The organism is Streptomyces caelestis, assembly GCF_001279005.1.
Taxonomy (GTDB): domain Bacteria; phylum Actinomycetota; class Actinomycetes; order Streptomycetales; family Streptomycetaceae; genus Streptomyces; species Streptomyces heliomycini.
In genome coordinates this window covers 1,036-2,802 of record NZ_LGCN01000193.1, presented here as the reverse complement: position 1 = coordinate 2,802, position 1,767 = coordinate 1,036, and the positions used below count along the sequence as shown (strand labels likewise).

General features: G+C 71.1%; 2 protein-coding genes and 1 pseudogene. All 3 read left to right on the top strand.

The genetic code is table 11. The features are described 5' to 3' along the window. Positions 1-674, top strand: a 674-nt coding sequence (locus ADK41_RS16935) for an alpha/beta fold hydrolase (RefSeq protein WP_030837443.1), incomplete at its 5' end; no start/stop codon positions are given. Positions 675-743: 69 nt separating this feature from the next. After that, a complete protein-coding gene (locus ADK41_RS16930; protein ID WP_030837440.1) occupies positions 744-1,067 on the top strand; it encodes a putative quinol monooxygenase in 324 nt (107 codons plus the stop codon). 127 nt (positions 1,068-1,194) lie between these two features. After that, a pseudogene (locus ADK41_RS16925) lies at positions 1,195-1,441 on the top strand (SDR family NAD(P)-dependent oxidoreductase); the annotation flags it as partial. Positions 1,442-1,767: the final 326 nt, after the last annotated feature.

Below are 1,767 nucleotides of genomic sequence, written 5' to 3'. Positions count from 1 at the left end.
TCGCCCACGACCGCCGCGGGCACGGGCGCTCCGCCCAGGTCGGCCACGGGCACGACATGGACCACTACGCGGCGGACGCCGCCGCCGTGGTGGCCCACCTCGGCCTGCGCGACGTCGTCCACGTCGGCCACTGCGCCGGCGGCGGAGAGGTCGCCCGGTACGTCGCCGGGCACGGCGCCGGCCGGGTCGCCAAGGCCGTCCTCGTCGGAGCGGTCCCGCCGCTCATGGTCCGGACGGAGTCGACCCCCGCGGGGCTGCCGGTGGAGGTCTTCGACGGCTTCCGCGAGGGCGTGGCCACCGACCGTTCCCAGTTCTACCTCGACCTCGCCTCCGGGCCGTTCCACGGGTTCAACCGCCCGGGCGCGGACGTCTCCCAGGGCGTCATCCAGAACTGGTGGCGCCAGGGAATGGCCGGCAGCGCGCAGGCGCACCACGAGGGGATCAGAGCGTTCTCGCAGACCGACTTCACCGACGACCTCCGGGCGATCGACGTGCCCACCCTCCTCCTGCACGGCGACGACGACCAGCTCGTCCCGGTCGCAGGCTCCGCCGAACTGGCGGCCACGTTGGCCGAGGACGCGGCCCTGAAGGTCTACCCGGGTCTGTCGCACGGCATGTGCGCCGTCAGCGCCGACACCGTCAACGCCGACCTCCTCGACTTCATCAGGAGCTGACCCGGCCCGGTACCGACACACGGCCCGTCAGCACGGAATCACGACACGGAACGGAAGTAAGGAATCACCATGACCGCAGCACCCACCGGCTACGTGACCGTCGTCTGGGACGCGAAGGCGAAGGCGGGCAGGGAGGACGACCTCAGGGCGTTCATCACCGCCGCCGTCACCCCCTCGCGCAACGACCCCGGCAACATCGACTACGAGGCCCACGAAGTCGAGGGCCGGCCCGGCGAGTTCGTCATCCACGAACGCTGGGAGTCCCGCGCCCACCTCGACGCCCACCTCGCCGCACCCCGGATGCGGGAACTCGTCCCGCAGATGCTCGAACTGATCGACGGATCCATCGAGGACGGCATCCGCCTGCTGCGCCCGTTCCGCCCCACCCACTAGCACCGGACGCCCGCCGGCGTCGGCGTCGGCGTCGACGGAGCGCACCGCCGCGAACCGATCCCGCGGGTGCTCCCGGTGACCGCTTTCCGGGAGCGCCCGCTCCGACGACGCACAGGAGAGACACGACATGACGACCACATTGATCACCGGCGGCAACAGGGGCCTCGGCCACGAGATCGCCCGCCGCCTCGTCCAGGCGGGCCAGACGGTGTGGATCGGAGCCCGGGACGCCGGGAACGGCCGCGAGGCCGCCGACCGGCTCGGCGCCGGCTTCGTCCAGCTGGACGTGACCGACGACGCGTCGGTCGGCGCGGCGGTCGAGACGCTGCGCGCGGGCCGGCCACCTGGACGTCCTCGTCAACAACGCCGGCATCCTCGGCGAGGTGACCGCCCCCGAGACATGACGGCCGACCTGATCCGCCACGTCCACGAAACCAACGTCAACCAGCACGGGAGTCAGCACCGCGCCGTCACATCACCCTGAACCACGCGTCCCGGACGGCACTCGTTTCGACCACCACCGATCCCCTGAGAGGCCTTTCCATGAACTGGCATGGTGGCCACACCATAGCCAACCCCCGAACTATGTTGTCCCGCCACGTGTGCGCTTGACCTGCGGATTCCTACGGTGTGGCGACACGCAAACGTCCCCGTCACACCCCAGGAAGTGGTGCCGATGTCGTCGCCCGCAACCGCTCCA